The following is a 26,085-nucleotide window of genomic DNA, read 5'->3' as shown; positions in this document are numbered from 1 at the left end:
GTGGCCGGTGCCGTCCCTCGTCGCGTCCTCGCTCCTCGGTCGGGATCACCGGCGCACCCTCTCAGATCAGCTGTCGCCCTCGAACATGCTCGTCACCGAGCCGTCGCTGAACACCTCGGTGATGGCCCGGGCGATCAACGGGGCGATCGACAGCACGGTCAGCTTGTCGAACCTCTTCTCCTCGGCGATCGGCAGCGTGTTGGTGACGATCACTTCGGAGACCTTGGAGTTCTTCAGCCGGTCCACCGCGGGGTCGGAGAACACCGCGTGCGTGGCGGCCACGAGCACGTTGGTGGCCCCCTGCTCGTACAGCGCGTCGGCCGCCTTGCAGATCGTGCCCGCGGTGTCGATCATGTCGTCGATCAATATGCAGGTACGGCCCCGCACCTTGCCGACGACCTCGTTCACCGTCACCTGGTTGGCCACGTCGAGATCGCGGCGCTTGTGGATGAAGGCCATCGGGGTGCCCAGGGTGTCGGCCCAGCGCTCCGTCAGGCGCACCCGGCCGGTGTCGGGCGACACGACGGTGGTCGTCTGCAGGTCGAGCTTGTCCTTGAGGTAGTTGACCAGGACCGGCATGGCGAACAGGTGGTCCACCGGGCCGTCGAAGAAGCCCTGGATCTGCGAGGTGTGCAGGTCGATCGACATCAGCCGGTCGGCGCCCGCGGTCTTGAACATGTCGGCCATCAGCCGGGCGGTGATGGGCTCGCGGCCTCGGCCCTTCTTGTCCTGACGGGCGTAGCCGAAGAACGGCATGATCACGGTGATCCGCTTGGCGGAGGCGCGCTTGAGCGCGTCCACCATGATCAGCTGCTCCATGATCCACTTGTTGATGGGCCCGGTGTGGCTCTGGATGACGAACGCGTCGCACCCCCGGACCGACTCCAGGTAGCGGGCATAGATCTCGCCGTTGGCGAAGTCACGCAGGGCGGTGGGGGTGGTGTCGATCCCGAGGTGGCTGGCCACCTCTTCGGCCAGCTCCGGGTATGCGCGGCCGGAGAAGAACATCAGTTTCTTCTCGCCCGTCTGTGTGATGCCGGTCATGCCGCCCTCCTCGCCTGACGGCTCGTCATTGCCTTCGCGACGCTGCTGCCATCGGCTCGCCCGCTTCGCTCAATCACGTCTTGCTCCCCTGCTGATTCCCGGTTTCGGCTGCTCGCAGCGCTGCCTCGGCCGATTTGGTGCCCGCGCGCCTGCGCACGACCCACCCTTCAATGTTGCGCTGCCGCCCCCGGGCCACCCCGATCGACCCCGCTGGGACGTCACTGTCGATGACCGAGCCCGCGGCAGTGTATGCGCCGTCACCGATGTTCACCGGTGCGACGAGCATGGTGTCGCACCCGACGAAGGCGTGTTCGCCCACCGTCGTGTGGTGCTTGTTGACCCCGTCGTAGTTGACGAAGACCGCCGAGGCGCCGATGTTCGCCCCGGCTCCGATCGTGGCGTCGCCCACATAGGTCAGGTGGGGTACTTTCGCCCCCTCGCCCACTCGGGCGTTCTTCATCTCGACGTAGGTTCCGGCCTTGGCCTTGTGAGCGAGCACGGTTCCCGGCCGCAGGTACGCGTAGGGCCCCACCAGAGCCTGGGGGCCGATCTCGGCCTCGACGCAGACGGCGTTGCGGACGACCGCCCCCTCGCCGACGACCGTGTCGGTCAGCGTGGAGGCCGGCCCGACCTCGGCGCCCTCCGCGATGGCCGTACGGCCGTGCAGCTGGGTGCCCGGGTGGATCACCACGTCCCGTTCCAGCGTCACGTCCACGTCCACCCACGTGCTGGCCGGGTCGATCACCGTGACCCCGGCGCGCATGTGGGTCTCCAGCAGCCGGGAGTTGAGCACCTTGCGGGCGAAGGCGAGCTGCACCCGGTCGTTGACGCCCTCCACCTCGACGTAGTCGGGCGCGACGTACGCGCCGACCCGGTGGCCGTCCTCCCTCAGGATGGACAGGACGTCGGTGAGGTATTCCTCACCCTGGGCGTTGGAGGTGGACACCCGCTTGACGGCGTCGGCCAGCAGGAGCCCGTCGAAGGCGTAGACGCCCGAGTTCATCTCCTTGATCGCCCGCTGCTCGGGGCTGGCGTCCTTCTCCTCGACGATCTCCAGGACCGCTCCCGTGGTGTCGCGGATGATCCTGCCGTAGCCGTGGGGATCGGGCACCTCGGCGGTGAGCACGGTGACGGCGTTGCCGTCCTCGCCGTGCCGTCCGAGCAGTGCGGCGAGCGTCTCGGCGCGCAGCAGGGGTGTGTCCCCGTAGGTGACCAGGACCGTGCCGTCGATCGTGCCGATCGTTTCCAGCACGACCCTGACCGCGTGACCGGTCCCCTTCTGCTCGGCCTGCACAACGGCCCGCGCGTCGGGGCTGGTCCGCGCCAGATGCGCCTGGACCCGCTCCCTTTCATGACCGACGACAACAATGAGCCGCTCGGGTTCGAGACCTCGAGCGGCGGTGAGCATGTGGTCGACCAGGGTACGGCCGCACAGCTCGTGCAGGATCTTGGGTGTTTTCGACTTCATCCGGGTGCCCTCGCCTGCGGCGAGGACAATGATGGCGGCCGGGCGCGGCACACTCACGGACGAGGCTCCCTCGGCGTCGCGGCTGAGACATGACGGAGCGGGATGACAGATGGCTACCCCCAGGGCATCGCACGGTCACCCACTCGACAACGTGAGGATACCTTCCCCTCCGCGAACCAACTCAGCCGACCAGCCCGGTCAACGAACAACAGAGGTCATGGCTCCGGCACCAGGACTCGAACCTGGACAACAAGAACCAAAATCTTGCGGGCTGCCAATTACCCAATGCCGGATCAGCCGGACTCCTCAGACTTCCGTCCGAGCATCCGGCACCCCATACGATACCGAGCCGCCGATTCGAAACACTCCTCGCGGACGAATCCGGAGGATTCCAGTCATCTAAGACCCGCGACCACGCGCGGATCGTTGATGCTGCTGCCCTGTCTTCCACCCCGGTCGCCCGGAGTTTCCCGCCCAACCCGCTCTCCCGGCCAAGTTTGGTTATCGCTCGCCCGTTCGATCAGCAAAACCATACCGTCTCCGGGCGTCAAACGGCAGAGAGTTGATGCCACAGCACGCTCACGGGTCACATGATGGGTTGTCTCTTACCAGGTCAGACGGGTAGTACACAAGACAGGAAACACCTAGGCAGTCAACCCGGGAACTTCACCTTCCCCACATTAGGCGCTTAGGGATTCCTAACTTACGATGGCGTAGGTTACGGTGGCGTAGCCCGACAAAAGCCCATCTTCCTCCCTGATTCCTCGTGAGGTAGCGCATGACCGTCATCGCAGAACGCCCCGCACCGGGTCCCAAACCGGATGTGGACCCCGAGCCGAAGACCAAGCCCGAGCTCGTCACCTTCGGGGTGGTCGTGGCCGCGCCGCTGATCGCCCTCGCCACCGCAGTCCCGTTCGCATGGGGTTGGGGCCTGGGCTGGACCGATGTCGTGATCGCGAGCGTCTTCTACGTGGTCTCCGGCCTGGGCGTGACCGTCGGTCTGCACCGCTACTTCACCCACGGATCGTTCAAAGCCAAGCGCCCTATGAAAATCGCGCTGGGCATCGCCGGCAGCATCTCACTGGAGATGTCGGTGCTGGACTGGGTGGCCACCCACCGCAAGCACCACAAGTTCTCCGACAAGGAAGGCGACCCGCACTCCCCCTGGCGCTTCGGGACCGGTTTCCGCGCCGTGACCAAGGGGCTGCTCTGGGCGCACATGGGCTGGCTGTTCGAGACCGACCGCGCCAACCGCGAGAAGTACGCTCCGGACCTGGTCAAAGACCCGGACGTCATCAAGCTGCACAAGTTCTTCCCGGTGCTGGCGATCACCTCGCTGGTGCTCCCCGCAGTGCTGGGCGGCCTGCTGACGTGGTCGTGGTGGGGCATGGTCACCGGCTTCTTCTGGGGCACGCTGGTCCGGATCGGCCTGCTGCACCACGTGACCTGGTCGATCAACTCCATCTGCCACGTCTTCGGCGAAGAGGTCTTCGAGTCGCGTGACAAGTCGCGCAACGTGTGGTGGCTGGCCATCCCCTCCTTCGGCGAGTCCTGGCACAACCTGCACCACTCCGACCCGACCTGCGCCCGGCACGGCGTGCTCAAGGGTCAGATCGACCTCAGCGCGGGCGTGATCCGCTGGTTCGAGAAGGCCGGATGGGTCCATTCGGTCCGCTGGCCGACGCCCGAGCGACTGGCGGCGAAACGCATTGCCCGCTGACCCCCCCAGGGCCGCCCAGGCGGCCCGCGCATACACAACGCCCGCTGACCCCCCCAGGGCCGCCCAGGCGGCCCGCGCATACACAACGCCCGCTGACCCCCCCAGGGCCGCCCAGGCGGCCCGCGCATACACAACGCCCGCTGACCCCCCCAGGGCCGCCCGCGCACGCGCACCGCGCGCCAACTCCTCCAGGGCCGCACAGGCGGCCCGCACCCGCGCCGAACTTCCAAAAACCACCCAGACGACGCCGAGCGATTCCGTCAAACTTGACCGGACTGCCGGGACTGTCGGGATCGAGGTAGTCCGGGAGGTGGTTCCCGCTTCACCGCCAGTTAGCGCCATTATTAGAACCGTGAGCGAACCTCGACGACGCATGTCAGGCAAGGAACGCCGGGAACAGCTGATCCAGATCAGCAGGACCCTGTTCGCGGAGAAGGGGTTTGACGGGACATCGGTCGAGGAGATCGCGGCGACCGCCAATGTCTCCAAACCGGTGGTCTACGAGCACTTCGGCGGCAAGGAAGGCGTGTACGCGGTCGTCATCGACCGGGAGATGCAGAAGCTGCTCGGCATGGTGACGGAGGCACTGTCGGCCTCACACTCGCTGATCAAGCTGGAGCGGGCCGCTCTGGCACTGCTGGCGTATGTGGAGGAGAACAGCGAGGGCTTCCGGATCCTGGTCCGCGACTCGCACGCGGCCTCGGGGACGGGCACGTTCGCCAGTCTGATCAACGACATCGCCAGCCAGGTCGAAGACGTGATGGTCGACGAGTTCGTGGAGCGGGGCTACGACCCGAAGCTGGCGCCGATGTACGCGCAGATGCTGGTCGGCATGGTGGCGCTGACCGGCCAATGGTGGCTGGACGTGCGCAAGCCCTCGCGCGAGGAAGTGGCCGCGCATCTGGTCAACCTCGCGTGGAACGGCCTCACCGGACTGGACCCCCGGCCTCGACTGACCGCCTCCTCCCGGGGCATGGAACAGCGCCGGGCACCGCTGCCGCCGCGTCCGACCGAAAAAGAACTGCGCGAGATGGGCAAGGCCCGCGAACGCGAGCTCAAGGAGCAGGAGAAGATCCGGGAGCGCGAGCAACGCGAGGCGGAGAAGCTGGCGCGCGAGCAGGAGAAGACCCGGCTCCGGGAGCAGCGTGAGCTGGAAAAGACCCGCGAGCGCGAGTTCCGCGAGCAGGAACGGCTCTACAGGGAGCAGGAGAAGGCCCGCGAACGGGAGTTCAGGGAACTGGAGAAGATCCGGATCCGCGAGGCCAAGGCCACCGAGAAGGAGACCGCCAGGCAGGCCAGGTTTGCCGAACGCGCTGGCGAGAGGCAGGGAAAACTTGAACCGACCGAGTAAGCAACAGCGGTCGTTGAGCCGAAATTAACGTTCCGTTCAACCAAAGCGGGCATTCTGGTCATATGTCCGCCGAACTCGCGCACCCCACCTCCGAAGGACTCCCTGAAGGGCTTCCCCTCCCGCAAGAACGCTTCCTCAATCGCGAGGAGAGCTGGTTGCAGTTCAACCAGCGGGTCCTGGAACTGGCAGAAGACTCCTCCCTGCCCCTGCTGGAGAGGGTCAGGTTCCTGGCGATCTTCGCCAGCAACCTGGATGAGTTCTTCCGGGTGCGGGTGGCCGGTCTCAAACGGCGGATGGCCACCGGCCTGCTGCTGCGCACCAAAAGCGGGCTGAAGCCCCGCGAGGAACTGGCCAGGATCGCCTCGATCGCCGACGATCTCGCACAGCGCCACTCGGCCTGCTTCCACGAGCGGCTGCGCCCGCAACTGGCCTCCGAGGGCATCGAGATCGTGCGCTGGGAGGACCTGGGCCGGGACGAGCGCACCGAGATGCGCAAGCTGTTCCGGGAGAGGATCCGGCCGGTCCTGACGCCTCTGGCGGTGGACCCCGCCCATCCTTTTCCCTATATTTCCGGCCTGTCGCTGAACCTGGCCGTTACCGTTCGCAATCCCGCGACCGGTAACACCGTGTTCGCGCGGGTGAAGGTGCCGAGCCAGCTCCCCCGCTTCGTCGCGGCGTCCAAGGACCGCTTCGTCCCCCTTGAGGATGTGATCGCCGCTCACCTCGGCCAGCTCTTCAAGGGCATGGAGGTCGTCGAGCACCACGTCTTCCGGGTGACCCGCAACGAGGACCTGGACGTGGACGAGGACGTCACCGAAAACCTCATGCAGGCCCTGGAGCGCGAGCTGCTCAAGCGCCGCTTCGGCCCGCCGGTTCGCCTGGAGGTCGAGGACACCATCACGCCCGAGGTGCTCGACCTGCTGGTGGACGAGCTGGGGGTGGCCGAGCATGAGATCTACCGGCTGTCCGGCCCGCTGGACCTGACCGGGCTGCACGCGATCGCCGACCTGGACCGGGGGGAGCTGAGCTTCCGCCCGTTCGTGCCCGCCGAGGTCGTCCACGTCGAGGACGACATCTTCGCGGTGCTCCGCGAGCGGGACGTGCTGCTGCACCACCCGTACGACTCGTTCTCCACGAGCGTGCAGCGCTTCATCGAGCAGGCTGCGGCGGACCCGGCCGTGCTGGCCATCAAGCAGACGCTCTACCGGACCAGCGGCGACTCCCCGATCGTGGACGCGCTGATCGACGCGGCCGAGGCGGGCAAGCAGGTCGTCGTGGTGGTGGAGATCAAGGCGCGGTTCGACGAGCACGCCAACATCACCTGGGCGCGCAAGCTGGAGCGGGCCGGGTGCCATGTGGTCTACGGGGTGGTGGGGCTGAAGACCCACTGCAAGCTGGCCCTTGTCGTACGGCAGGAGCCCTCCGGCGAGCTCCGGAGCTACTGCCACATCGGCACCGGCAACTACAACCCCAAGACCGCCCGCGTCTACGAGGACCTTGGCCTGCTCACCGCCGACCCGCTGGTCGGCGAGGACGTCACCGACCTGTTCATCCACCTGACCGGATACTCCAACCACTCGGCCTACCGGCGGCTGCTGGTCGCCCCGCACTCGATGCGCGGCGGGCTGCTGGCCAGGATCGAGCGGGAGATCTCCCACCAGGAGGCGGGCCGCCCGGCCAGGATCAGGATGAAGACCAACTCCCTGGTGGACGAGCCGATCATCGACGCGCTCTACCGGGCCTCCCAGGCGGGCGTCCCGGTGGACCTGTGGGTGCGCGGGGTGTGCACGCTGCGACCGGGCGTCCCGGGGCTGTCGGAGAACATCCGGGTCAGGAGCGTGCTGGGCCGCTTCCTCGAACATTCGCGGATCTACGAGTTCGGCCACGGCCGCAGGCCGGAGATCTGGATCGGCAGCGCCGACCTGATGCGCCGCAATCTGGAGCGCCGGGTGGAGGCGCTGGTCAAGGTGACCAGCCAGCAGCAGCGGCTCTATCTCACCGCGCTTCTCGACCGGGTGACCTCGGAGGAGACCTCCACGTGGTGGCTCAACTCCGACGGGACCTGGACCCGGAAGGACGGCGACGACCTGCAGAGCCATCTGGTCGGCATGCGGCGGTGGAGGGCGATTGATGACTGAGCTGGACGTCCGGCCGACCGACATGATCCGCGCCGCCGGGGCGGTGGTGTGGAGAGGTCCGGAGTCCGCGCCAGAGGTCGCACTCGTTCACCGCCCGAAGTACGACGACTGGACGTTCCCCAAGGGGAAGCTGAAGACCGGCGAGCACGTCATCGCCGGTGCCCTGCGCGAGGTGGCCGAGGAGACCGGGATCACCGTGCTGCTCGGCCGCTCGCTGCCGCCGATCCACTACCTGAAGGGCAAGCGGCTCAAGCGCGTCGACTATTGGGCGGCCCGGCCTCTCTCCGAGGAGCCGAGAGTCTTGGCGGACACCGGCGAGGCAGGCGGGGTGGACGAGGTCGACGCGGTGATCTGGCTGCCGGTGAGCGAGGCCAGGCGGCGGCTGACCTACGAGTGGGACGCCGGGCTGCTCCATGCCCTCACCGCGCTTCCCCTGGTGACCACACCGCTCATCCTCGTCCGGCACGGCACGGCCGGTTCCCGGCAGGAGTGGGAGGGCGACGACGACGAACGACCGCTCGACGAGTCCGGCAGGAGGCAGGCCGAGGTGCTCGCGGACGTGTTGCGCGGCTACCGCCCCGTGGAGCTGGTCAGCTCGCCGAGCAGGCGGTGCGTCCAGACCCTGGAACCGTACGCCAGGCGGACCGGCCTGGAGATCCGCGAGGAGCGGTGCCTGTCGGAGACCCGCTACGACTCTCACGCCGCGCGGCGCCTGGTCGCCGAGGCCCTCGGCTCGGATCGTCCCGCGGTGCTCTGCAGTCACGGCAAGGTGCTCCCCGAACTGGTCGCCGGGGTCGCCGACCGGCCGGGAAACGTGCATCTGCGCAAGGGTGAGTTCATGGTGTTGCACCACGCCGACGGGCAGATCGTGGGCATGGACCGCTACGTCACCTAGTCCGCGGCCGCATGTCGAAGAAGTAGAAGATCAACAAGAAGACGTACAGGCATAGGCTGGCGATCGCGCTGACCGCGCCGACGATCGTGGCGACAAGGTAGAGCACCGGCCCCATTCCCCAGCGGATGCGCAGGGCCCGCGCCTCGGCGGGTGTGATGCTGTCACCGAGGTGACGGTGCCCGGCCGAGGCGTACCACCACAACCCGTTGAAGAAGATTCCGCCGATCACCAGGATCACGCCGTAGAAGACCGCGGCGGCGCCGCTTCCCTCTCCCTCCGTGATGGCCTCGGCCAGCACGTGCGTGGGGAACGGCAGGAAGGCCACGTCCATGAGCAGGAGCAGGTTCAGCGCGAGCAGCATCCCGTCAGCCCTGCGGATGTGGTGGAACATCCGATGGTGGTTCATCCAGACCATCCCGATCAGCATGAACGTCACCGCGTAGGCGAGATAGGAGGGCCAGAGCCCGACCAGCGCCTCCCAGAGATGATGACCCGGCTTCTCGGGAAGCCTGATCTCCAGGATCAGCAGGGTGATCGCGATGGCGAAGACACCGTCGCTGAAAGCCTCGACACGACCGGTCCTCATAGCGGTGTCCCCGCTGACATCAGACATGGCGAGGATCGTAGCGAAGCCGCCATATCGCCTTAAAGCGACATCCCCCCGCTCAGAGCAGCGTCCGCATGGCCTGCGTGGTCTCGGCCCAGATGCGGGGGAACTCCTCGTAGGCGCGCTCGGCCTCGGCCCGTTCCAGACCGGTCAGCACGCCGTAGGTGAAGGTGTCCTCCCCGGCCCGCCGGGCGGTCTCGGCCTCGGCCGCCAGCCGCCCCTGCGCGATGACGCCGTCCAGGTGCGTGCCCAGCACCTCCTGTACGGCTTCGGCCTGCTTGGCAGGTTTGTCCATCCCGAGCGCCTCGGCCGTGTAGCGAGCCCGCTTGGCCGCCTTGCGCACGTCGTGCATGGCCTGTTCGCGCTCGGCGGGGTCGTCGATGGCCTGGGCGGTGTCGTAGGCCCTGGTGACCCGGCGCCAGCTCTTGGCGGCCACGGCGTGCAGGATTTCGCCGGGCTTGCCGGCGGCCTTGGTGAGCACGGGGGTGCCGATCAGATCGTCGAGGGCGTCGAGCAGGGCGAAGTAGCGTTCCCCGCTGAGCGTCTCCCTGATCCGGTCGTAGGCCTCATGCTCCTCGTCCAGCAGGTCGGAACTGAGGCGGGCCCTGACCGGGCCCACGATCAGGTCGCCGTCCAGGCTGTCGAGCCTGCCGCCGAAGCGTTCCCTGATGACCTCCAGGTCGCGCGCCTCGCCGAGGATCTGGCCCAGCCACTTGAGCTCGTCCTGGAGGTTCTCGGTGCCCTCGACGATCGACTTGAACGACTTCAGCGCGCTGCGGAGCCGCCGGGCGGCGACGCGCATCTGATGCACGGCGTCCTCCTCCGCCCGCCGTACCCGGGGGTCCTGGGAGAGCAGGACCCCGACCTGGGAGGAGAGATAGTCGACGACGGCCCCGCCGGCGGAGCCCGGCTTGGTCCGCGCGTGCGGAGTCTCGGGGACCGGACCCACGGCGCCGAGCAGGCGGGAGAGCTTGCTGGCCGACTCGGCGGGGACGGCCCCGGCCTTGACCAGACGCTTTCCGATCTTCTTGAGCAGCTTCTCGTCGCCCTCGACCAGCTCCGCCTCGACCTCACGCCAGCGCTCGACATGCGGGTGGGCGCCGAACACCGTGCCCTTGACCCGGTCGTCGGCGATCTCCGCCAGCCGGACGCCCGCGCCGTTGACCGGCGTGCTCACCTCACGGCGGGTGTCGAGTTCCGCGACCGGGGCGAGAGGCGCTCCCCGGGTGTAGGCGAGCACGAGATTCGCCAGCTCAGGCGGGACCATTTTGGTGCTGCGGGTCAGGGGATGGGTGATCTCCTGCCGGACGCCCTTCGCCTTGGGCAGCTTGAGGTGCCACCCGGGATCGGCTCCACCTCTGCGCCGCCGCAGGGTGATGCCGCGCGCGGCGAGCCGCAGGTCGGCCGTGTCGAAATAGAGCGCGACGAGCCGGTGGGCCTTGGGGCCCGTGACCTCCGAGACACCCGGCAGATCGGTCAGCCCGGGGATCCCGTAGTCAGCGGGGACATCGAACTTGTCCTCAATCTCTATCGCCACCGGTCATCCCCTGACTTGCCCAGATATCTACCGCGTTCTAGCAGTATTTATTGATGCCCGGCTACTCGTCCATAAACTCTGAGGAGTCGATCATTTCTGGGCCACCACGAAGATCCGCCGGAAGGGGAAGACCGTGCCGTAGGACCGGCGCGGATAGGCCTCCTCCAGCAGGGCCGCGCAGTCGCCGAGAAAGGCACCGGCCTCTTCGGGGGTCAGCCGGTCGAGCACGGGACGCAGCGCGGTCCCGGTGATCCACTTGAGCACGGCGTTCTCGCCGTGGAGCACGTGCAGGTAGGTGGTCTCCCACGCGTCCACCCGGCAGCCCAGCTCGGCGAGTTGGGCGAGATAGTCGCCCGGCTCCCCGACCGGAGTGTCCCTGACCAGGTCTCCGAGCCGGTCACGCCATTTCGTACGGCACAGCTCGCGGACCAGGACGTGGCTGGGAGCCGCGAAGTTGCCGGGCACCTGGAAGGCGAGCCAGCCTCCGGGGACGAGCGCGTCGACCCAGCGCGGCAGCAGCTCCCGGTGCTCGGGCACCCACTGCAGGACGGCGTTGGACACGATCACGTCCACCGGGCGTCCGGGCCGCCATCGTGTGACGTCGTCCACGGAGAAGGTCAGCCGGTTCCCGGCCGGCGCCCTCTCGATCATCGCGGGTGAGGAGTCGAAGCCGTGAACGTCGGCCTCCGGCCAGCGTCTGGCCAGCTCGGCGGTGAGCTCGCCGGTGCCGCAGCCCGCGTCGACCACATGGGCGGGACGCTCTGCGGATATCCTGGCGACGAGGTCGAAGAAGGGCCTCGAACGCTCGTCGGCGTAGCGGCCGTAAATTGTCGGATCCCAAATATCTCTTGACATCGAGATAATTGGTATCCGGAGAGTTATCTCGATGTCAAGAGAGATACACTCGCGGCATGACCCTGCACCACGCGGACCACGACGCCGGCCGGTCGGAAGACGAGGTGGATCGGCTGGTCGCCGCCTGGCGCCAGGAACGGCCCGACCTCGATGTGGAGCCTCTCCAGGTGCTCAGCCGGGTCTCCCGGCTCGCCCGCCACCTCGATCGCGCCCGCCGGGCCGCCTTCGCCGAACACGACCTGGAGCCGTGGGAGTTCGACGTGCTCACGGCCCTGCGCCGGGCCGGCGAGCCGTACGAGCTGAGCCCGGGGGCCCTGCTTCGCGCGACCCTGGTGACCTCCGGGACGATGACCAACCGGATCGACCGCCTCACCGCGGCCGGGCTGGTCCGGCGGCGTCCCGACCCCGAGGACCGGCGCGGGGTCCTGGTCTCCCTGACCGACGCCGGGCGGACCCGGGTGGACGGCGCCTTCGCCGACCTGCTCCGCCGCGAGCGGGAGCTGCTGGCAAGCCTCGGAAAACATGAGCAGCAGGCCCTGTCGGGCCTGCTGCGCACGCTACTTGTCCCTTTTGACGCGACCGACACCGGAGCGCACTGAGCCCTCTGCCCCGTCATACAGGGATAAACCAGCCGAGGTCAGGCACTCATTCGCCGAGGCGGTCGGCCACCTCCAGCCATTCGGCTTCGATGGTGTCCTTCTCGGCGAGGATCTCCTTGAGCTCGGCGTCGAGCGAGGCCAGACGGCCGTAGTCGGCGGCGGCGTCGGCCATGGAGGCGTGAAGTTTGGCCTCCCTGCCGCTCAGCTTGTCGAGCTGGCGCTCCAGGCGGGAGAGCTCCTTGCGAAGCTCGCGCTCCTCCTTCGCGGACAGGCCCGTCTCTGCCGCCCGCGCGCTCTCGGCCGGAGCCGCGGAAGCAGCGCCTGAGGCCGCACGGGCGGACAGCGCCGCGCCCGAGGCGCGCCGCGCCAGATATTCGTCCACGCCGCCCGGAAGCATCGACAGCCTGCCGTCACCGAGCAGCGCGACCGTCCGGTCGGCCACCCGCTCCAGGAAGTAGCGGTCGTGGCTGACCAGGATCAGCGTGCCCGGCCAGCCGTCGAGCAGGTCCTCCAGCTCGTTCAGCGTCTCGATGTCGAGGTCGTTGGTCGGCTCGTCGAGCAGCAGCACGTTCGGGTCGTCCATCAACAGGCGCAGGAGCTGGAGCCGGCGTCGCTCGCCACCGGACAGGTCGCCGACGACCTTCCACTGGGCCTCACCCTTGAAGCCGAGGCGCTCCAGGAGCTGGGAGGCGGTCCACTCCTTCTTCCCGACCTGGATGAACTTGCGGATCTCCTCGACGCTTTCCAGCACGCGCCGCCGGGGATCGACCTCGCCCAGCTCCTGCGACAGGTGCGCCAGGCGGACCGTCTTGCCCCGCACCATCTTGCCGGAGTCGGGCTGGACCGTCCCTGCGAGCAGGCGCAGCAGCGAGGACTTGCCCGAGCCGTTCACGCCGATCAGGCCGATCCGGTCACCCGGGCCGAACTGCCAGGTGGCGCCGTCCAGGACCAGAGGACCTTGACCGGGCCCCCCGGCGTGCAGGGTGACGCCTTCGAGGTCATAGACCGTACGGCCCAACCTGGCGGTGGCGAACTTGACCAGCTCGACGCTCTCCCGGGGAGGAGGCTCGTCCGCGATCAGCGCCTGGGCGGCCTCGATGCGGAACTTGGGCTTGGAGGTGCGGGCGGGCGGGCCGCGGCGGAGCCAGGCGATCTCCTTGCGCATGAGGTTCTGGCGGCGGGCCTCGGAGGCGGCGGCGATCCGGGCGCGCTCGGCCTTGGCCAGCACGTAGGCGGCGTATCCGCCCTCGTAGCGCTCGACCGAGCCGTCCACGACCTCCCAGGTCCTGGTGGACACCGCGTCGAGGAACCACCGGTCGTGGGTGACGACCAGCAGCGCGCTCTTGCGCCCCGACAGGTGCCTGGCGAGCCAGTCGATGGCCTCGATGTCGAGGTGGTTGGTGGGCTCGTCCAGAATGATCAGGTCGTGCTCGCCGATGAGAAGCCTGGCGAGCGCCGTACGGCGCCGCTCGCCACCCGACAGGCTTCCGGCGGGCGCGGTCAGGTCGACGTCGCCGAGAAGGTTGGCGAGGATCTCGCGGATGCCCGCGTCACCGGCCCACTCGTGCTCGGCCCTGCCGCCGAGGACGATCTCCCCGACCGACAACGCCGGATCGAGGTCGTCGCCCTGGGACAAAGTCTCCACGTGAAGACCTCGGTTGTGGGTGACCCGCCCGGCGTTGGGCTTGAGGTCACCGGCGATCACCGAGATGAGCGTGGTCTTGCCGCCGCCGTTGCGGCCGACCACCCCGATGCGGTCACCGGCCTCGATGCCCAGGGAGACGTCGCTGAGCAGAGGCTTGGGACCGTACGAGTGGGAGACCGATTCAAGATTGACCAGATTCATCGCCCTACAAGGGTATCCGGTCTCGGACTACACGACCGTCGGACCGGGAACCGGGCCGTAGGCGGTGATGACGTCGCGGGCCACGCCTGCGGCCTTGAGCGACAGGGCCAGCTCTCCGGCGTGGGCCTCGGACTCGGCCAGGAAGGCGCAGGTGGGCCCGGAGCCGGAGACGAGGGCGCCGAGGGCGCCGTACTCGCGGCCGGTGTCCAGGGTGCGGGCCAGGGAGCGGCGGAGCATCACGGCGGCGGGTTGCAGGTCGTTGGCCAGCTCGGCGCCGAGGGCCTTGGCGTCCCCCCCGCGGAGCGCGGCCAGCAGCGGGTCGGCGGCTTGAGGCCAGGCCACCTGCTCTCCGATCGCCTCACGCATGCGGTCGCACTCGGCGTAGACCTTGGCCGTGGACAGACCGCCGTCGGCCAGGGCGAACACCCAGTGGAACGTACCGCCCACCTCCAGAGGGGACAGTCGCTCTCCCCTGCCGGTGCCCACGGCCGTGCCGCCGAGCAGGGCGAACGGGACATCACTGCCGAGGTCGGCGGCGATCTCCAGCAGGTCCTCCGTCGGCAGGCCGAGGCCCCACAGCTCGTTGCAGGCCACCAGCGCCGCGGCGGCGTCGGCGCTGCCGCCCGCCATGCCGCCTGCCACCGGGATCGACTTGCGGATGAGCAGGCTCACGCCGTACGAACGGCCCGCGTGCCTGGCCAGCGCGAGGGCGGCCTGGATGGCGAGGTTGTCGTCGTCTTCGGGCACCTGGTCGGCGGACTCGCCCTCGACCCGGACGCTCACCCCGATCTCCGCGGTGGCCGTCACCTCGTCGAAGATCGAGACGGCGTGGAAGATGTTCACCAGATCGTGGTAGCCGTCATCGCGCAGCGGCCCGACCGCCAGTTGCAGGTTCACCTTGGCGGGCACGCGGACGGTCACGGAGTTCATGCGTCCCTCATCGGCGCTCGCTCGCTAGTCACGAGGCCGATCGTAACGGGGTCTGCCTTTGCCCCATGCAATCCCCTCGACAAATCCGCCTATGTGCGGTTTTCGGCGATTCGCGCGAAATCTTCGACAGTGAGCTGTTCGCCGCGCTGGGAGGGGTCGATCCCCGCCGCCCTGAGCGCCTGCTCCGCGGCCGCCGCCGTACCGGCCCAGGAGGCCAGGGCGGCGCGCAGCGTCTTGCGGCGCTGAGCGAAAGCCGCGTCCACGACGGCGAAAACCTCCTCGCGGGTGGCCGTGGTGGCAGGAGGCTCGCGGCGGGTCATCGCGACCAGACCGGAGTCCACGTTGGGAACCGGCCAGAAGACCGTGCGGCCGACGGGACCCGCCCGGCGCACGTCGGCATACCAGGCGGCCTTGATCGAGGGGATGCCGTAAATCTTGGAACCGGGCGTGGCGGCCAGCCGGTCGGCGACCTCCGACTGAACCATGACCAGGATGTTGCGCAGCGACGGCAGCGTCTCCAGCAGGTGCAACACCACCGGAACGGACACGTTGTAGGGCAGGTTGGCGACCAGCGCGGTCGGCTTGTCCTCCGGCAGGTCACCCGGAAGGACGCGCATGGCGTCGGCGAGCACGACGGTGAGGCGGCCGGCCAGCTCCGGGGCGTGCTCGGCGACGGTCAGCGGAAGCTGGGCGGCCAGGACCGGGTCGATCTCCACGGCCACCACGTTGCGGACCTCGGGAAGCAGGGCGAGGGTGAGCGAGCCCAGGCCGGGACCGACCTCGATGACCACGTCGTCCGGCCGCAGCCCGGCGACCCGGACGATCCGGCGGACCGTGCCGCCGTCGATCACGAAGTTCTGGCCGAGCTTCTTCGTCGGGCGGATATCCAGCTTCTCCGCCAAATTACGTATCTCTACCGGGCCGAGAAGGCTCATGCTGGTTCCCCGCCCGGCGGCACGGAACCGGCGCCCGCCGGGCCGCTGTGCCCACTGACTCGTTCGCTGCGTTCGCTCACGGCTGTACTCCCCACGTCATCCGACAAGTCTCGCGCATCGAACAACCTGTGACGACGCGTGACGGACACGAGAGGTTCCGCTGTGACTCCTCCGCTCCCCGAAGAGAACGGCTTCTCGCCTCCCTCGGCCGAGGCTGGCGACGGCCAAGCCCTGACCGCTTCGAACAGAAAACCCGTAGCAGGGAGGCGATTCCACCGGCAGGTAAACCTGGCGTCCCCCTCCCCCGAGATGATGGATAGACATGATGGATAACGTTGCCATACGGGGGGTCATCGGTGAGGAAGGGAATCCACCCCGTGAAGAGGACGTGAACCAGCCGGGTGTCGAAGGGTTACGCCCCGGCGATCCAGCGCAGATCGGGGGATACCGGCTGCTCGGTCGCCTTGGTGAGGGCGGCATGGGCACTGTCTATCTCGCGCTGGCCCCGACCGGGCGTGCGGTGGCGGTCAAGGTGGTCAAGCCGGAGTTCGCGATCGAGGAGGGGTTCGCCGCGCGCTTCCACGCGGAGGTGGAGAACGCCCGGCGGGTGGCCTCCTTCTGCACCGCCCAGGTGCTCGACAACGGCAACGACGACGACGGCCGGCCGTACATGGTCACCGAATACATCGCCGGCACGCCCCTGTCCCGCCAGATCACCCAGTACGGCGCGCTCGAACCCGGGCCCCTCCACGGCGTGGCCCTGGGGGTCGCCGCCGCGCTGGCCGCGATCCACGTCGCCGGGCTGGTCCACCGCGATCTCAAGCCCGCCAACGTGATCCTGTCCATATCCGGGCCGCGCGTGATCGACTTCGGCATAGCCAGGGCACTGGACTCCACCCACAGCTTCACCCGGTCGGGCGAGGTGCTCGGCAGTCCCGGCTGGTGGGCCCCCGAGCAGGTGCGCGGCCTGGAGATCACCCCCGCCGCCGACATCTTCGCCTGGGGCTGCCTGATCGCCTACGCGGGCAACGGCCGCCACCCCTACGGCCGGGGTGATCTGATCACCATGGCCACCCGGCTGCTGAACAACCCGCCCGACCTGGGCGCGCTGCCCGCCCCGCTCAACGACCTGGTCCGCCGGGCCACGGCGATGGATCCCTACCAGCGGCCCACCGCCCAGGACCTGCTGATCGCCCTGGTCAGCGGCGGGATCGCGGCGCCCGGCACGGCGGCTCCCGGCGCGGCGGCTCCCGGCGCGAGGACGCCTGGCGTGACGACACCCGGCACGACAGTGCCCGGCACAGGAACACCTGGCACAGGAACACCTGGCACGACCGTGTCCGGCGTGATGCTCGGCTCGACGGCATCGGGCACGACGGCATCCGACGCCGCAGCATCCGGCACCGCGGCATCCGGCACCGCGGCATCCGGCGCGGCGGAGCAGCCCACTCTGATCGCCGCCGACGTGCTCAGCGAGTCGTGGCAACCCCCGGCGAACGTGGAGCCGGACTCCACACAGACTCTCGGCGTCCTGGGCGCGGACACGTCCCCGGCCTCTCCCGTCCTTGACCCGGCCACGCCCCCGCCCTTCCCTGGCCCGGCCACGCCCCCGCCCTTCCCTGGCCCTGGCCCGGTCACATCCCCGCCCTCCCCTGTCCCCGACCTGGTCACGCCCCCGCCCGGCACGACCGCCGCCAGGAGAACCCCCCGGCGGCGCTGGCTGCTCGCCGGGCTCGCCGTGGCGGCGGCCGTGGCCGTCACGGCGGTCGTGCTGGCCGACACGGACCGCGGGACCGGGCAGGAGCCGGGGGCGAAAGCCGTCACCGTCACCGACGTGGGCCGGCGGATCGCGACCGGCTCGTTCATCGGGGACCCGCAGCTGATCATCCCGCAGGCCCCCCGGTGCGGCCTGACCTCCTACCAGGGAGCCACCCCCGTCCGAGGGCGGTTCTGCGCGATCCGGTGGACCCTGCTCAACACCGCGGGCGAACCGGCCGCGATCAGCGGGACCCCCCTCACCCTGGTGGACGACCGCGGCGCGTCCCACAGCCCCGAACCGGTCTCGACGGGTCTGCCGAGCACCCTGGCACCCGGAGACAAGGTGGACGGGCTCCTCCTCTACGACCTGCCCCCGGCTCGCAGGCCGCTGAAGCTGACCGGTCGCGTGGTTGACGGCGGAACCGAGATCGAGGTGAAACTGTCGTGAGGTTCATGGCTTGCCTGCTGGTCGCGGCCGTACTGCCGGTACTGCCCGCCTCGGCCCCCGCCCTCCCCATCCCCTCCCTCCCCGCCCTCGCTCTCCCCTACCCCGTCCTCCCCGCTTCGGCTTCCGCCTCCGTAGCTTCCGCCCCCGCCGCCTTCCCGGTCGCCGCCGACTGCCCCGCGGCGGGCCCGAACGACTTCAACGGCGACGGCGTGGACGACGCGGTGGTCGGCGACCCGTTCGCCGACTCCGGCGGGCGCTCCGGCGCCGGAGCCGTGCACGTCCTGTTCGGCCGGGACGAGGGCGGCATGGTCGTGACCGCCCCCGACCCCCAGGCGGGCGACGGCTTCGGATGGTCGGTGAAGCTGACCCACCTCGACGCCGACCGCTGCGCGGACCTGCTGATCGGCGCGCCGTACGCGGATGTGGCGGGGCAGAAGAACGCGGGCGCGGTCTACGCCGTGTACGGCGGAGCGCGGCGGGAGCCGACCCGCCTGGCCGCCCCCACGCCGGAGCGCGACGCCCACTTCGGCTGGTCCCTGGCCTCCGCCGGAACTCTGGTGGCGGTCGGGGCCCCGCACGAGGACGCCGACGGGGTCAGCGACGCGGGCGCGGCCTACCTGTTCGAGACCGGAGCGCTCGACAAGGCCCGGCGGATCTCCCAGGACACCGAGGGGGTCTCCGGCAACAGCGAGAGCGGCGACATGTTCGGCTGGTCCCTGGCCCTCGGCAGGCTGGGCGGTGCCGCCGCCGAACCGGACCTCGCGGTGGGCGCGCCGTACGAGAACGACGACGGGGCGGGACGGCAGGACGGTGAGGGAAAGCTCGACTCGGGGTCGATCGCCGTGCTCTTCGACGTGCGCGCCTCCCGGGAGAAGTACGTCAGCAAGAAATGGGACCTCCGCGAGATCGTCAACGCCGACGCGGGAGACAGGTTCGGCTACGCGATGGCCTACGCGGAGGAGGGCGACGTGGGCTACCTGGCGGTGGGCGCGCCGCTCGGAGACGGCGGTCAGGTGAAGGACTCCGGCCTGGTCCAGCTCTTCCAGGCGTCCAGCACCTCGGAGATCACCCCCGCGGGCACCTTCGACCAGGGTGCCGAGGGTGCCGCGGGCGAGGGCTACGGCTTCTCGCTGGCCTTCACCGGGCAGGAGGGCGCCCGGCTGGCCGTGGGAGTCCCGTTCGACGGGCCGGACCGGCGAGGCGGGGTGCGGCTGGTGCCGGTGGGGAATCCGGGGCAGGCCCGGCTGATCGACCAGGGCAAGCCCGGCGACCACTTCGGCTGGTCGGTCGCCTTCAGCGGAAACCGGCTGCTGGTCGGCGTGCCGGACCGGGGAGCCTCGGGGGCGGTGGCGCTGCTGGGCCGCAACGACGACACGGGCGTCTGGCTCTCCCCGGGGAACGGCAGGGTGCCCGTCCTCGACGGCGGCGGTCAGGCCGACTTCGGCGCGGCGGTGGGCTGAGGCCGCGGCCGGACCCGGCCCGGCCGGCGGGGACAGGCCGGCTGGAACAGGCCGGCTGGGACAGGCGAACGAGGCGGCCGGGCGGCTCACCAGGGGCCGAAGACGGCCTGCCCGTTCGCGTCGATGGCCGTGGCCAGCTCGGCCGGGTCCATCCGCTTGACCTCGGCGAGGCAGCGCAGCGTGAGAGGAATGAGATAGGGCGCGTTGGGCTTGCCCCGGTGCGGCGTCGGCGGAAGGTAGGGCGCGTCGGTCTCGACGAGCATCAGCTCCGTGGGCGCGATCGCCGCGGCCTCGCGGAGATAACCGGCGTTCTTGTAGGTGACCGGGCCGGAGAAGGACATGAAGTAGCCGGCCTCGACGCACTTCTTCGCCATCTCGGCGTCGCCGGAGAAGCTGTGGAAGACCACGACCTCCGGGGCGCCCTGGTCGGCCAGCACCCGCAGCACGTCGTCGTGGGCGTCACGGTCGTGGATCACCAGCGCCTTGCCGGTCCGCTTGGCGATCTCGATGTGCGCCCGGAAGCTGGCGTGCTGGTCGTCCTTGGAGGCCCAGTCGCGGTAGTAGTCGAGCCCGGTCTCCCCCACCGCCCTGACGTGCGGCAGACGGGCCAGCTCCTCGATCTCGGCGAGGGTCTCCGGCGTCGAGGCGTGCGCCTCGTTGGGGTGGATCGCCACCCCGGCGTAGACATCGGTGTGAAGCCCGGCCGTGGCGGCGTTCCAGTGCGAGGACGGCAGGTCATAGCCGATCGTGACGAGCCGGGTCACGCCAACCGAACGGGCCTGCTCAAGGATCCCCTCGACGCTCGCCTGAGCCGCCTGGGCGGCCTGCGCGACGGGGTCTCCCGAGGACGCCTGGCGGTTGCCCACCATGATGTCCAGGTGGCAGTGGCTGTCGAACACCTCGGCGGCCAGGGGTTCGGGGGCGGGAGGAAGCTTCGTCGTGCTCACAGCCCCAACCTACCGAGAAGCCGGTACGGCTCGCGCCGCCTGTCGGGCGCGAGCCGTACGAGCACGTCATCCGCCCGGACGGGCGGGCCGCGCAGACGTCACCCCGGACGGGGAGAACACGGGAACCTCACCCTCCGAAGGGCGAACCGCGCGTCATCCCCGGGCAGGGAACCGCGAGGGCGTCACTCTCCCAGGCGGCCGAGCTCCTCGTCGACGATCTTCGGGTCGAGCTTGGTGAACAGCGGGGTGGGCGGGGCGAGCGGGATGCCGGCCTTGATCGGGGTGGACTCCCAGCGGGCGGCGCCCTCGTAGGAGCCGGTGATGATCGGGTAGGTCCGGCCGCTCTCCTCGTCGACCTCCTGGATCTCCGGCATGCCCGACCACACGCCGGTGCCGCCGAGCATCGTGTAGATCTTGTTGGAGGAGCCGGGCAGGATCGGGGTCAGCAGGGTCTTGGCGTCGTCGACCACCTGCAGGGCCACGTGAAGGATGGACTTGACCCGCTCGGGGTTGTCCTTGATCTTCCACGGCTCCTGCTCGGCCAGGTATTTGTTGGCCTCGCGGACGACGTCGAACGCCTCGTTCGTCGCGTTCTTGAACCGGGAGCGTTCGAGCTCGGCGCCGACCTTCGGGAAGGCCGCGCGGCTGCGCTCCAGCATCGCCCGGTCGGCGTCGGTGAGGTCGCCCGCCGCCGGGATGACGCCGAAGTTCTTGGCCGCCATCGAGATCGAGCGGTTGACCAGGTTGCCCCAGGCCGCCACCAGCTCGCCGTTGTTGCGGTTGAGGAACTCCGACCAGGTGAAGTCGGTGTCCTGGTTCTCCGGGCCGGCCACCGCGATGTAGTAGCGCAGCGCGTCGGCGTCGTAGCGCTCCAGGAAGTCACGCACGTAGATGACGACCTGGCGGGAGGAGGAGAACTTGCGCCCCTCCATGGTCAGGAACTCGCTGGAGACGACCTCGGAGGGCAGGTTCAGCGCGCCGAGCGAGCCGGGGTCGCCGTCTCGGGAGCCCCGGCCGTTGTAGCCAAGGAGCAGCGCCGGCCAGATCTCGGCGTGGAAGACGATGTTGTCCTTGCCCATGAAGTAGTAGCCGCGGGCGTCGGGATTCTGCCACCACTGCCGCCACGCCTCAGGGTCGCCGGAACGGCGGGCCCATTCGATGGAGGCGCTGAGATAGCCGACGACGGCGTCGAACCAGACGTAGAGCCGCTTGTTGGGCTGGTCGCGCCAGCCGTCCAGCGGGATCGGCACGCCCCAGTCGAGGTCGCGGCTCATCGCCCGGGGCTGCAGGTCGCCGAGGAGGTTGAGGGCGAACTTCAGCACGTTCGGCCGCCAGTCGCCCTGCTTCGACTGCAGCCAGGACCCCAGGACCTCGGCGAACGCGGGCAGGTCGAGCATGAAGTGCTCGGTCTCGACGAAGATCGGCGTTTCGCCGTTGATCCTGCTGACCGGGTTGATCAGCTGGATCGGGTCGAGCTGGTTGCCGCAGTTGTCACACTGGTCACCGCGCGCGCCGTCGTAGTTGCAGATCGGGCAGGTGCCCTCGATGTAGCGGTCGGGCAGGGTCCGGCCGGTGGACGGCGAGATCGCGCCCATCGTGGTCTTCGGGAAGATGTAGCCGTTGTCGTAGAGACCCTTGAAGATCTCCTGGACCACCGCGTAGTGGTTGTCCGTGGTGGTCCGGGTGAACAGGTCGTAGGAGAGCCCCAGCGCCTGGAGGTCCTCGGCGATCACCCGGTTGTAGCGGTCGGCGAGCTCGCGGGCGGTCAGCCCTTCCTTGTCGGCCTGCACCTGGATGGGCGTGCCGTGCTCGTCGGTGCCGCTCACCATCAGGACCTTGTTGCCCGCCATCCGCTGGTAGCGGCTGAAGATGTCGGACGGCACGCCGAATCCGGAGACGTGCCCGATGTGGCGGGGCCCGTTGGCGTAGGGCCAAGCGACCGCGGTCAGGATGTGCTGGGACATGATGCCAAGCCTAAGGGACGCGGGGCTCAGGCCTTGGTGCTCTCCCGGGTGATGGCCTCGGCGGCCTCCTCCGCGGCGGAGGCGGCCACGTCGATCGGCGTCTCCCGGGTGCGGCGGATGCCGAGGATGCTGACGAACAGCGCCGCGAAGATGGTCTGGAAGCTCATGACCAGCGCGGCGGCCGAGGGCACGACCAGACGCAGCGACTCCGACGGGATCAGCGTGCCGAAACTCCGCGTCTGCCAGTGGACCAGCGAGGCGACCAGGCCGCCGAGACCGGCCAGGGCCAGCAGACCGCCGACGACCAGGCCCTTCTCCAGGGTCACCACGTCGACGAGCTTACGCACCCGCCGGTCTTCCGGCAGGAACCCCTCTTCGGCCGCGTAGACCTTGGTGAACACGGCGAACAGCACCGCCTGGAAACCGATCACCAGCGCGGCCGAGGCGCCGACGAGGGTGTCGACGTCGAAGGCGAGCTTGCCGATGTAGACCGGGCCGAAGGTCAGGGCGACGCCCGCGACCAGGCCGATGGTCATCAGGATCAGGCCGGGGATGAAGAACAGCCAGCGCGGGCTGAAGAGCAGCAGGAAGCGCAGGTGGCGCCAGCCGTCACGCCAGGAGCGCAGGTGCGGCGGGCGGGACCGGCCGTCGGGCGACAGCGTGGTGGGCACCTCGCGCACGTCCAGCCCGGTCAGCGTCGAGCGCACCACCATCTCGCTGGCGAACTCCATGCCTCCGGTCTGCAGCCCGAGCTTGAGGATCGAGTCACGCCGGAAACCGCGCAGGCCGCAGTGGAAGTCACCGATCGCGCTGGGGAAGAACAGGCGGCCGATGAAGGAGAGCACCGGGTTGCCCAGGTAACGGTGGAGCGGGGGCATGGCGCCCGGCGCGATGCCGCCCTTGAACCGGTTGCCCATCACCAGGTCGGCTCCGTCGCGGAGCTGCTCGACGAACGGCAGCAGCGCGGTGAAGTCGTAGGAGTCGTCGGCGTCGCCCATGATGATGTATTTGCCGCGGGCGGCCCGGATGCCGCCCATGAGGGCGTTGCCGTACCCCTTGGCGTCCACGTGCACGACCCGGGCTCCGGCGTCTCGCGCGAGCTGCTGCGAGCCGTCGGTGCTCCCGTTGTCGGCGATGACCACTTCCCCGTCGATCCCGTGCTCCTGCATGCAGGCCAGTGCCTTACGCACGCAGGTCTCCACGGTCTCCGCCTCGTTCAAACAAGGCATGACCACGGTCAGTTCCACGTCTCAACCCTTCAGTAACGGCACAGGCCAATCTCATCATGATGCCCTCTAACACCTAGTGCGCGGGTCAACTCCGTGAAACGACTGGCATCCTGTATTGCATGGTGACCGTCGCCGAGCCCCCGCGCCTGGACGCTCCTTCAGCCATCTGGAGAGCGCGTCTGTGGGCGTTCGTGCGCCGTCATCACATCTTCGTGGCCGCCCTGGCGGCCGCTTTCGCGTTACGTGTCGTCACCATGCTCGGGTATGGCCCGGCCCTGTGGTTCAACGACTCCTACGAATACGTGTCGGGGGCGGTGAACCCCGAAAGGCCCAGTGCCCTGCGCCCGAACGGTTATTCCTTCTGGCTGCTCCTGCTGCGGCCCTTCCACAGTTTCGGCCTGGTCGCCTTCACCCAGCACCTGATGGGGCTGGGCATCGCGGTGCTGGTCTACGCGCTGCTGCGCAAGAAGTTCGGGCTGCCCGGCTGGGGGGCGACGCTGGCCACCGTGCCGGTGCTGTTCGACGGCTACCAGATCCAGCTCGAACACCTCGTCATGTCCGACACGATGTTCATGCTGCTGGTCGTGGGCGTCGTGACGCTGGTGCTGTGGCACCGGAAGGTGTCGTGGCGGCTCGGTGCGATGATCGGCCTGCTACTCGCGCTCACCGCGCTCACCCGGTCGATCGGGCTGCCGATCCTCGCGCTGGTCGTGGTCTACATGCTGGTCAAGCGCACCGGCTGGAAGCCGATCACGGCCATGGTGACCGCGTGCGCGATCCCGGTGCTGGGCTACATGGCCTGGTTCGCCTCGGCGCACGGCAACTTCGCGATGACCAACAGCGACGGCGCGATCCTCTACATGCGCACCGCGCTGTTCGCCGACTGCGGCAAGATGAAGATCGACCCGCGCGAGGAGCTGGATCTGGCGCTGCTGTGCATCAACAAACCGCCGGACCAGCGTTCGTTCTCCGGGCAGAACTACCTCTGGTTCACCAACGGCGGCCAGCGCTTTCACGCCTTCGGGACGGGCAGCACGTTCACGTCGAAGGTGAACAAGTCCGCCGGCGATTTCGCCAAGCGGGCCATCCTCTCCCAGCCCGGCGACTACCTCGCCAGGGTCGGCCTCGACTTCGTCCGCGTCTTCCGCTGGGACCGGCCGCGCTTCCCCGACTACGCCACCTTCCTGCAGTATGAGTTCCCCTTCGAGGCCAAGGTGCTTCCCTCCTGGTCTTCGCCTTCCCGGAGCACCACCGACCGCGACGCCCAGAGCTACGACCCGAGCCTGCCGACCGAGGAGATCAACGGCCTGCAGAGGGTGATCGGCACCGAGATCCACAAGCCGTGGGCCGGGTTCATCAAGGGCTACCAGCAGATCGTCCGGCTGCCCGGCCTCGTGCTCGGCGTCCTGCTGCTGATCGGCCTGGCGGGGGTGGTGGCGCGCTGGCGCCGACTGGGCGGCCCGGTGCTCCTGCCGTGGCTGGCCGCCTTCGGCCTCCTCCTGGCCCCGGCCGCGACCGCCGAGTTCGACTACCGCTACGTGCTGCCCGCCGTGCCGCTGGCGTGCCTGGCCGCCGCGATCTCCCTACGCCACGGGTTCAGAGTCGGCTTCAGACCCAGCGCGAAAGCAGCATCCGCGCCCACCATTGCGAGTGCGGAATGACCTCCGCGACGAAGACCGGGTAGAGCCAGGCGAAGTTGATCAGCGCCAGGATCATGAAGGTCCCGGCGAACGCCGTCCCGATCGCCCTGCGGTTGGGCGCGGCGTCCGCCTTTCCGATGACCAGCCCCGCGGCCAGGGTCAGCGCGAGGATCATGAAGGGGACCATCGGGATCGCGTAGAACAGATACATGGTCCGGTTGTCGGCGATGGCGTAGTAGAACCAGGGCAGCCAGCCGGCGGCGTAGGCCAGCAGGACGGCCCCGGCCCGCCAGTCGCGGGTGGCGACGTACCAGGCGATCATGGCGATGAGGGCGGCGAGCCCGCCGTACCAGATGACCGGGGTGCCGACCCCGAGCACCGCCTGCGCGCAGTTCTGGACCCCGCATCCGCTCTTGGGCGACTCCCAGAAGAACGCCACCGGGCGTAGCAGCAGCGGCCAGCTCCACGGCTCCGATTGGTAGGGATGCCCCTCCGTCAGCCCGGTGTGGTAGCTCAGGACCTGCACCTGGTACGACAGCCAGGAGCGCAGCGAGTCGAAGACGAAGTAGGCGGGCCCCTGGGAGGTCGCCTGGGCCCAGTTGCGGCCCCATCCCAGCGGGGAGGCGAACCAGCCGGCCCAGGAGGCCACGTAGACGGCCGCCGGGACCAGGCCCATGGCGCCCAGCGCGGTGGGCAGGTCCTTGTTGAAGGCCC

The 26,085-nt window shown here is 69.2% G+C and carries 19 protein-coding genes, 1 tRNA gene and 1 pseudogene; 8 read left to right on the top strand and 13 right to left on the bottom strand.

Features of this window, described 5'->3' with window-relative positions; translation table 11 throughout:
• Window positions 1-66: 66 nt before the first annotated feature.
• From ACFY2X_RS11215 to ACFY2X_RS11205, 3 genes are all read right to left on the bottom strand, one after another.
• A complete protein-coding gene (locus ACFY2X_RS11215) occupies window positions 67-1,044 on the bottom strand; it encodes a ribose-phosphate diphosphokinase (RefSeq protein ID WP_389935870.1) in 978 nt (325 codons plus the stop codon).
• A gap of 73 nt (window positions 1,045-1,117) precedes the next feature.
• The gene (glmU, locus tag ACFY2X_RS11210; protein ID WP_389935868.1) at window positions 1,118-2,569 is read right to left on the bottom strand and encodes a bifunctional UDP-N-acetylglucosamine diphosphorylase/glucosamine-1-phosphate N-acetyltransferase GlmU; all 1,452 of its coding nucleotides are present in this window, start codon (window positions 2,567-2,569) and stop codon (window positions 1,118-1,120) included.
• A gap of 161 nt (window positions 2,570-2,730) precedes the next feature.
• Window positions 2,731-2,805 (bottom strand) — tRNA-Gln (locus ACFY2X_RS11205).
• 485 nt (window positions 2,806-3,290) lie between these two features.
• On the opposite strand from ACFY2X_RS11205, the gene ACFY2X_RS11200 reads away from it, so the two are divergent.
• The 4 genes from ACFY2X_RS11200 (at window position 3,291) to ACFY2X_RS11185 (ending at window position 8,616) form a co-directional block, all read left to right on the top strand.
• On the top strand, window positions 3,291-4,232 hold the full coding sequence (locus ACFY2X_RS11200; RefSeq protein WP_389935865.1) for an acyl-CoA desaturase: 942 nt from the start codon (window positions 3,291-3,293) through the stop codon (window positions 4,230-4,232).
• Between the two features lie 352 nt (window positions 4,233-4,584).
• A complete protein-coding gene (locus ACFY2X_RS11195; protein ID WP_389935862.1) occupies window positions 4,585-5,583 on the top strand; it encodes a TetR family transcriptional regulator in 999 nt (332 codons plus the stop codon).
• A gap of 62 nt (window positions 5,584-5,645) precedes the next feature.
• Window positions 5,646-7,721, top strand: coding sequence for an RNA degradosome polyphosphate kinase (locus ACFY2X_RS11190; protein ID WP_389935859.1), 2,076 nt, complete (start codon window positions 5,646-5,648; stop codon window positions 7,719-7,721).
• Window positions 7,714-8,616: a histidine phosphatase family protein gene (locus ACFY2X_RS11185; RefSeq protein WP_389935856.1), complete on the top strand. Its 903-nt coding sequence runs from the start codon at window positions 7,714-7,716 to the stop codon at window positions 8,614-8,616. Before ACFY2X_RS11190 ends, ACFY2X_RS11185 begins: the two co-directional genes overlap by 8 nt.
• Here ACFY2X_RS11185 and ACFY2X_RS11180 read toward each other — a convergent pair.
• The 3 genes from ACFY2X_RS11180 to ACFY2X_RS11170 all read right to left on the bottom strand — a co-directional run bounded on the left by ACFY2X_RS11180 (window position 8,609) and on the right by ACFY2X_RS11170 (window position 11,615).
• A complete protein-coding gene (locus ACFY2X_RS11180; RefSeq protein WP_389935853.1) occupies window positions 8,609-9,229 on the bottom strand; it encodes a TMEM175 family protein in 621 nt (206 codons plus the stop codon). The two genes, ACFY2X_RS11185 and ACFY2X_RS11180, sit on opposite strands and share 8 nt — an antisense overlap.
• Window positions 9,230-9,281: 52 nt before the next feature.
• A complete protein-coding gene (locus ACFY2X_RS11175; RefSeq protein ID WP_389935850.1) occupies window positions 9,282-10,760 on the bottom strand; it encodes a CHAD domain-containing protein in 1,479 nt (492 codons plus the stop codon).
• A 90-nt stretch (window positions 10,761-10,850) separates the two neighbouring features.
• Complete coding sequence (locus tag ACFY2X_RS11170; protein WP_389935847.1) at window positions 10,851-11,615, bottom strand: trans-aconitate 2-methyltransferase; 765 nt, start codon at window positions 11,613-11,615, stop codon at window positions 10,851-10,853.
• 56 nt (window positions 11,616-11,671) lie between these two features.
• On the opposite strand from ACFY2X_RS11170, the gene ACFY2X_RS11165 reads away from it, so the two are divergent.
• Window positions 11,672-12,214: a MarR family winged helix-turn-helix transcriptional regulator gene (locus tag ACFY2X_RS11165; protein ID WP_389935844.1), complete on the top strand. Its 543-nt coding sequence runs from the start codon at window positions 11,672-11,674 to the stop codon at window positions 12,212-12,214.
• 46 nt (window positions 12,215-12,260) lie between these two features.
• Here ACFY2X_RS11165 and ACFY2X_RS11160 read toward each other — a convergent pair whose 3' ends face one another.
• From ACFY2X_RS11160 to rsmA, 3 genes are all read right to left on the bottom strand, one after another.
• A complete protein-coding gene (locus tag ACFY2X_RS11160) occupies window positions 12,261-14,060 on the bottom strand; it encodes an ABC-F family ATP-binding cassette domain-containing protein (protein ID WP_389935841.1) in 1,800 nt (599 codons plus the stop codon).
• 27 nt (window positions 14,061-14,087) lie between these two features.
• The gene (locus ACFY2X_RS11155; protein WP_389935838.1) at window positions 14,088-14,990 is read right to left on the bottom strand and encodes a 4-(cytidine 5'-diphospho)-2-C-methyl-D-erythritol kinase; all 903 of its coding nucleotides are present in this window, start codon (window positions 14,988-14,990) and stop codon (window positions 14,088-14,090) included.
• 89 nt (window positions 14,991-15,079) lie between these two features.
• Window positions 15,080-15,925, bottom strand: coding sequence for a 16S rRNA (adenine(1518)-N(6)/adenine(1519)-N(6))-dimethyltransferase RsmA (gene rsmA, locus ACFY2X_RS11150; protein ID WP_389935835.1), 846 nt, complete (start codon window positions 15,923-15,925; stop codon window positions 15,080-15,082).
• A 388-nt stretch (window positions 15,926-16,313) separates the two neighbouring features.
• Between rsmA and ACFY2X_RS11145 the strand changes: the two genes are divergently transcribed.
• Both ACFY2X_RS11145 and ACFY2X_RS11140 read left to right on the top strand, forming a co-directional pair.
• Window positions 16,314-18,131, top strand: coding sequence for a serine/threonine-protein kinase (locus tag ACFY2X_RS11145; protein WP_389935833.1), 1,818 nt, complete (start codon window positions 16,314-16,316; stop codon window positions 18,129-18,131).
• A gap of 5 nt (window positions 18,132-18,136) precedes the next feature.
• Entirely contained in the window at window positions 18,137-19,591 is a 1,455-nt protein-coding gene (locus ACFY2X_RS11140; RefSeq protein ID WP_389936821.1) for a hypothetical protein, read from the top strand.
• 86 nt (window positions 19,592-19,677) lie between these two features.
• On the opposite strand, the gene ACFY2X_RS11135 is transcribed toward ACFY2X_RS11140, so the two are convergent.
• From ACFY2X_RS11135 to ACFY2X_RS11125, 3 genes are all read right to left on the bottom strand, one after another.
• Window positions 19,678-20,538 (bottom strand): TatD family hydrolase, encoded by an 861-nt coding sequence (locus tag ACFY2X_RS11135; protein WP_389935830.1) that lies wholly within the window; start codon window positions 20,536-20,538, stop codon window positions 19,678-19,680.
• A 182-nt stretch (window positions 20,539-20,720) separates the two neighbouring features.
• A complete protein-coding gene (gene metG / locus ACFY2X_RS11130) occupies window positions 20,721-22,502 on the bottom strand; it encodes a methionine--tRNA ligase (RefSeq protein ID WP_389935827.1) in 1,782 nt (593 codons plus the stop codon).
• Between the two features lie 26 nt (window positions 22,503-22,528).
• Window positions 22,529-23,749 (bottom strand): glycosyltransferase, encoded by a 1,221-nt coding sequence (locus ACFY2X_RS11125; RefSeq protein WP_389935824.1) that lies wholly within the window; start codon window positions 23,747-23,749, stop codon window positions 22,529-22,531.
• A 101-nt stretch (window positions 23,750-23,850) separates the two neighbouring features.
• Here ACFY2X_RS11125 and ACFY2X_RS11120 point away from each other — a divergent pair, with 101 nt between their 5' ends.
• Window positions 23,851-25,392, top strand: coding sequence for a hypothetical protein (locus ACFY2X_RS11120; protein ID WP_389935821.1), 1,542 nt, complete (start codon window positions 23,851-23,853; stop codon window positions 25,390-25,392).
• Here ACFY2X_RS11120 and ACFY2X_RS11115 read toward each other — a convergent pair.
• Window positions 25,340-26,085: pseudogene (locus tag ACFY2X_RS11115) on the bottom strand (phospholipid carrier-dependent glycosyltransferase); the annotation flags it as partial. The gene ACFY2X_RS11120 and the pseudogene ACFY2X_RS11115 sit on opposite strands and share 53 nt — an antisense overlap.

The organism is Streptosporangium sp. NPDC000396, assembly GCF_042898655.1.
In the GTDB taxonomy this organism is placed as follows: Bacteria; Actinomycetota; Actinomycetes; order Streptosporangiales; family Streptosporangiaceae; genus Streptosporangium.
The sequence above is the reverse complement of the archived record's forward strand: the minus strand, read 5'-3'. Positions and strand labels throughout refer to the sequence as shown.

Excerpts from the sequence above, each read along its gene's own strand:
- ACFY2X_RS11215 (WP_389935870.1), bottom strand. The coding sequence starts at position 1,044 with ATGACCGGCATCACACAGACGGGCGAGAAGAAACTGATGTTCTTCTCC.
- ACFY2X_RS11200 (WP_389935865.1), top strand. The coding sequence starts at position 3,291 with ATGACCGTCATCGCAGAACGCCCCGCACCGGGTCCCAAACCGGATGTG.
- ACFY2X_RS11190 (WP_389935859.1), top strand. The coding sequence starts at position 5,646 with ATGTCCGCCGAACTCGCGCACCCCACCTCCGAAGGACTCCCTGAAGGG.
- ACFY2X_RS11185 (WP_389935856.1), top strand. The coding sequence starts at position 7,714 with ATGACTGAGCTGGACGTCCGGCCGACCGACATGATCCGCGCCGCCGGG.
- ACFY2X_RS11180 (WP_389935853.1), bottom strand. The coding sequence starts at position 9,229 with ATGTCTGATGTCAGCGGGGACACCGCTATGAGGACCGGTCGTGTCGAG.
- ACFY2X_RS11170 (WP_389935847.1), bottom strand. The coding sequence starts at position 11,615 with ATGTCAAGAGATATTTGGGATCCGACAATTTACGGCCGCTACGCCGAC.
- ACFY2X_RS11165 (WP_389935844.1), top strand. The coding sequence starts at position 11,672 with ATGACCCTGCACCACGCGGACCACGACGCCGGCCGGTCGGAAGACGAG.
- ACFY2X_RS11160 (WP_389935841.1), bottom strand. The coding sequence starts at position 14,060 with ATGAATCTGGTCAATCTTGAATCGGTCTCCCACTCGTACGGTCCCAAG.
- ACFY2X_RS11155 (WP_389935838.1), bottom strand. The coding sequence starts at position 14,990 with ATGAACTCCGTGACCGTCCGCGTGCCCGCCAAGGTGAACCTGCAACTG.
- rsmA (WP_389935835.1), bottom strand. The coding sequence starts at position 15,925 with ATGAGCCTTCTCGGCCCGGTAGAGATACGTAATTTGGCGGAGAAGCTG.
- ACFY2X_RS11140 (WP_389936821.1), top strand. The coding sequence starts at position 18,137 with ATGGCTTGCCTGCTGGTCGCGGCCGTACTGCCGGTACTGCCCGCCTCG.
- metG (WP_389935827.1), bottom strand. The coding sequence starts at position 22,502 with ATGTCCCAGCACATCCTGACCGCGGTCGCTTGGCCCTACGCCAACGGG.
- ACFY2X_RS11120 (WP_389935821.1), top strand. The coding sequence starts at position 23,851 with ATGGTGACCGTCGCCGAGCCCCCGCGCCTGGACGCTCCTTCAGCCATC.